Source organism: Nevskiales bacterium, from assembly GCA_035574475.1.
GTDB lineage: Bacteria > Pseudomonadota > Gammaproteobacteria > Nevskiales > DATLYR01 > DATLYR01.
In genome coordinates, this window is the sequence record DATLYR010000215.1 from 1 (window position 1) to 4,449 (window position 4,449).

Annotated in this window: 5 protein-coding genes; 3 read left to right on the plus strand and 2 right to left on the minus strand. The window is 66.7% G+C overall.

Going from position 1 to position 4,449, the window contains the following annotated elements; translation table 11 throughout:
* Positions 1-1,143 (plus strand): DUF445 domain-containing protein (locus tag VNJ47_12975; GenBank protein HXG29746.1); only part of this gene is annotated, 1,143 nt, incomplete at its 5' end.
* 87 nt (positions 1,144-1,230) lie between these two features.
* On the opposite strand, the gene moaB is transcribed toward VNJ47_12975, so the two are convergent.
* Both moaB and VNJ47_12985 read right to left on the minus strand, forming a co-directional pair.
* Positions 1,231-1,746 carry a molybdenum cofactor biosynthesis protein B gene (gene moaB, locus VNJ47_12980; GenBank protein ID HXG29747.1) on the minus strand — a complete coding sequence of 172 codons (516 nt, stop codon included), beginning with the start codon at positions 1,744-1,746 and terminating at the stop codon, positions 1,231-1,233.
* Positions 1,747-1,813: 67 nt separating this feature from the next.
* Positions 1,814-2,953 carry a glycosyltransferase family 9 protein gene (locus VNJ47_12985; GenBank protein HXG29748.1) on the minus strand — a complete coding sequence of 380 codons (1,140 nt, stop codon included), beginning with the start codon at positions 2,951-2,953 and terminating at the stop codon, positions 1,814-1,816.
* 125 nt (positions 2,954-3,078) lie between these two features.
* On the opposite strand from VNJ47_12985, the gene VNJ47_12990 reads away from it, so the two are divergent.
* Together VNJ47_12990 and folE2 are read left to right on the plus strand one after the other, a co-directional pair.
* Entirely contained in the window at positions 3,079-3,420 is a 342-nt protein-coding gene (locus VNJ47_12990; protein ID HXG29749.1) for a histidine triad nucleotide-binding protein, read from the plus strand.
* 118 nt (positions 3,421-3,538) lie between these two features.
* Positions 3,539-4,369: a GTP cyclohydrolase FolE2 gene (gene folE2, locus VNJ47_12995; GenBank protein ID HXG29750.1), complete on the plus strand. Its 831-nt coding sequence runs from the start codon at positions 3,539-3,541 to the stop codon at positions 4,367-4,369.
* The last annotated feature ends 80 nt before the right edge of the window (positions 4,370-4,449 follow it).

Sequence of the window (4,449 nt, forward strand, 5' to 3'; positions counted from 1 at the left end):
TTCGAGCCGCTCGAGTTCGTCGGCCTGAATATCCGTCTGTTCGGCTACCGCCTGTTCGGCTGGCAGGGCATCGTGCCGCGCAAGGCCGCGGACATGGCGGCGATCGCTTGCGACACCATGACCCGGCGGTTGCTCTCGCCCCAGGATGTGTTCGCCAAGCTCGACCCGGCGCGCGTCGCGCGCGAGATCGAAAAGCCGCTGCTGGCGGCGGTGGACGAGATTACCCGCGAAGTGGCGGCACAGATCGCGCCGGGCCTGTGGGAGGCGGCGCCCGAGCGCCTGCGCCAGTTGGTGATCAACCGCATCAAGGCCGATGCGCCGAGCTATATCCAGCAGATCATGCTGGACATGAAGAACAACATCGACAATATCTTCGACCTCAAGCAGATGGTGATCGGCAACCTGCTGCGCGACAAGCGGTTGCTCAACCGCATCTTCCGCGAGATCGGCGACAAGGAGTTCCAGTTCATCGCGCGTTCCGGCATTCCCTTCGGCTTCGCCATCGGCTGTGTGCAGGCGGTGACCTGGGCGCTGACGCACAATCCCTGGGTCATGCCGCTGTTCGGCGCCTTCACCGGCTGGTTCACCGACTGGCTGGCGCTGAAGATGATCTTCCGGCCCAAGCGGCCGACCCGCTATCTCGGCCTGTTCGAGTGGCAAGGCTTGTTCCTCAAGCGCCGCCGCGAAGTTGCCGCCGAATACGGCGCGCTGATCGCCAGTGAGATCGTCACGCCGCGCAACGTGCTCGAGGCCGTCCTGCGCGGTCCGCTGTCCGACCGCCTCTACGCCATGGTGCAGAAGAACGTGCAGCGCATGGTGGACGAGCAGGCCGGCCTGACGCGCCCGATCGTGGTCATGGCGGTGGGTAGCGCCAAGTTCCAGGCGATGAAGAAGCTGATCGCGGACAAGCTCATGGAGCGCTTGCCGGAAACGCTGGCGCATGCCGAGAAGTATGCCGCCGACGCCATGGATCTGGAGAACACGCTGCGCGCGAAGATGCAGGAGCTCAACGAGGACGAATTCGAGCAGCTGATCCGTCCGGCGTTCCAGCAGGACGAATGGATCCTGATCGCGGTCGGCGCCACGCTCGGTTTCCTGGTCGGCGAGCTGCAGGTCTTCGTGATGCTGCACCTCGGCCACTGAGTCATGCGCTACGCGCAGCCACTTCCATGAAGAAGGCGATCCGCATCCGCGGGTCTACCCACAACAAGCAAGAGCCACCCGCTGCGCTCACCGTTCGCGCAGGCGTGGCAGCAGTTCGGCGAAGTTGCAGGGGCGGGTGCGGCTGTCGAGCTGCGGCCTGAGGATCTTTTCCCAGCCCAGCCGGCAGGCGCCGCTCGAGCCCGGCAGGCAGAACACCAGCGTGCCGCGCGCCACGCCGGCCAGGCAGCGCGACTGGATGGTGGCGGCGCCGATCTCCGCGTAAGAGAGCATGCGAAACAGCTCGCCGAAGCCCTCGAGGGTTTTGTCGAGCAGCGGCGCGATGGCTTCGGGCGTGCCGTCGCGGCCGGTGATGCCGGTGCCGCCGGTGGTCAGCACCACCTCCACACCGTCGTCGCCGACCCAGGCCGCCACCTGGGCGCGGACGGCGTCCACGTCGTCACGCAGCAGCGCGCGCGCGGCGAGCACATGCCCGGCCGCCTGCAATTGGTCCGCCAGCAGCTGTCCGGATGCGTCCGTGTCCAGCGACCGCGTATCCGACACCGTCAGCACGGCGATGCGCAGCGGTTTGAAGTCGGCGCCCATGGCGCCATTATCGATCAGGGCTGTATGGGCTGCATGACAACAGCTGGGTCTCGGAGTCGGCCAAGGGTTACAACGGCGCTGAGTCTGCGGTATGCACACTGCCGCGGCTGTAGCGCAGCGCCGCTTCCAATTGCAGCAGCGTGGCACGCGCGGTCTGCTGCGGTGTCAGGTTGCTGACGTCCAGGGCCAGATCGACGGGTCCGAGGGGGGCGTAGCTGTGGCGGCGTGTCACGCGGAACAGGCCCAGAGTGGGTGCACCGCTGGCGGAGGCCAGATGCATCGGCCCGCTGTCGCAGGCAACAAAGAGGTCGAGCGCGGCGGTCACCGCGGCCAGCTGGCGCAGCTCAGGTTCGTGCAGATGCGGCAGGCCGGGCAGCAGTGGCTCGCTGGCGCCGGGCGGCAGGATCTGTAGCAGCCGCAGCGACGGGGACTCGCGGCGCAGCTCGATCAGCCAGTCCCGCCACCATTCAGGCGGCAGGCGCTTGCGTCCGGTGGCTTCGGTGAAGAAACCGACCACGGGGCCATGGCCCGGCCCGAGCAATGCAGCCAGCCGGGCGGCACCCGCACGACGCTCCGCCTCGCTCAGCTGGAGCCACAGGCGCGGATACGCCGGCGCGGGACGGCTGAAACCGGCCTGGACGAGCTGCTGCGGAATGTGGGCTTCGTGGCGAAAGCTTGGGTCTGGGACCACAGCGTGGGTGAGACTTAGCCACTGGTTCGGGGTGTGGAAGCCCAAGCGCCAGCGTGCACTGCACAGGTGCGCCGACAGGCGGCTGCTGAACGAGTTCAATGTCGGCTCGATACTCAGGTCATAGGCCTGCGCGCGCAGCCGGAACAGCAGGGCCAGCATGCGCAGCGGCCACAGCCAGCCGCCCCCTGGCATCACCCATACGCGCCGCACGCCCGGCATGCCTTTGAACAGGCTGCGGTAGTCGGTGCTGCCGATCAGCAGGTCGATCTCGGCCTGCGGCAGCGTGGCGGCCAGCGAGTGCAGCAGTGGGGTCAGGAACAGCATATTCCCGAGACGGTTGTTGCGCCGGCAGACGATCACGCGGTGGATGGCCGCCGGCTCGAGCGGGACGCAGGCGGGCGGCGCGCCGGCGCTTCGCGCCAGCCAGCGGTTGAGCCGGCTGCGCAGGGCGCGCCGGAGTTTCTTGATCGTCCAGTAGCCGGCGTACTTGCCGGCCGGAGGCGGGACCGGATTCATGGGCCGCGAATTATCTCACGCCGGACCCTGCCTCCGCGTATACTCGAAAATTCGCACTTGTGGTGGGCAGGCCGGCGGATGCCGGCCCATGCCTGCGCGAAGCGCAACGAGACGAGGAGCAGGGCATGGGCGACAGCATATTCGGCAAGATCATCCGGCGCGAGATTCCCGCCGACATCGTGTACGAGGACGACCGCTGCCTGGCCTTCCGCGACATCAATCCCCAGGCGCCGGTGCATATCCTGCTGGTGCCCAAGACCGCCTACCCGCGCCTGGCCGACGTGCCGGAAACCGAGCAGGCGCTGATGGGGCATCTGCTGCTCAAGGCAGCCGAGATCGCACGCGCGCAGGGCATCGGTGAGGCCTTCCGCCTGGTGGTCAACAACGGCGAAGGGGCGGGGCAGACCGTGTTCCACCTGCACCTGCACATCCTCGGCGGCCGCGGTTTCCGCTGGCCGCCCGGGTAAGCCGAATTGTCCGCCGGGCTCGGGTTTCTGGCAGCGGGGGGGCATCTCTCTTAACATAGGTGACTGACCTTTTAGTCAGGCGGGCTGTCCAAGCCAGCCCAGCCGCCACGAGACCCCCATGAACCCGCCACGGACCCAGACCCTGCCCGACACCGCCGCCGAGCACATCGAGGACGTGCAGGGCAGCGCCGACACGCGCCGCATCCCGATCAACAAGGTGGGCATCAAGTCCATCCGCCACCCGGTGCGCGTGCTGGACAAGAGCGGTGGCGAGCAGCACACCATCGCCACCTTCAACATGTACGTGAACCTGCCGCACGACTTCAAGGGCACGCACATGTCGCGCTTCGTGGAGATCCTCAACAGCCACGACCGCGAGATTTCGGTCAAGTCCTTCATGCAGATGCTGCAGGAGATGGCCGAGCGGCTGGAGGCGGACTCGGGCCACATCGAGATGAGCTTCCCGTACTTCGTCAACAAGACCGCGCCGGTGTCCGGCGTGCAGAGCCTGATGGATTACGAGGTGACCTTGATCGGCGAGATCCATGGCCAGCAGGCGCAGCAGTTCATCAAGGTGGTGGTGCCGGTGACCAGCCTGTGCCCCTGCTCGAAAAAGATCTCCGAGCGCGGCGCGCACAACCAGCGCTCGCGCGTGACCATCACCGCGCGCACCAACTGCTTCGTCTGGATCGAGGATCTGATCGAGGTCGCGGAGCGGGAGGCCTCCTGCGAACTGTTCGGCATCCTCAAGCGCCCGGACGAGAAGTACGTCACCGAGCGCGCCTACGACAACCCCAAGTTCGTCGAGGACCTGGTGCGTGACGTGGCCGCGCGCCTGAACGCCGACTCGCGCATCGATTACTACGTCGTGGAATCCGAGAATTTCGAATCCATCCACAATCACAGTGCCTATGCGCTGATCGAGCGGGACAAAAACAAGCCCGCCTAGCGTGGTGCCTGTCTGCCGCCAAAAGTGGCGGGGAGCAGAACCGCCCGCCCGTGCCGCAGTCCAAGCCTCTGCACACACGA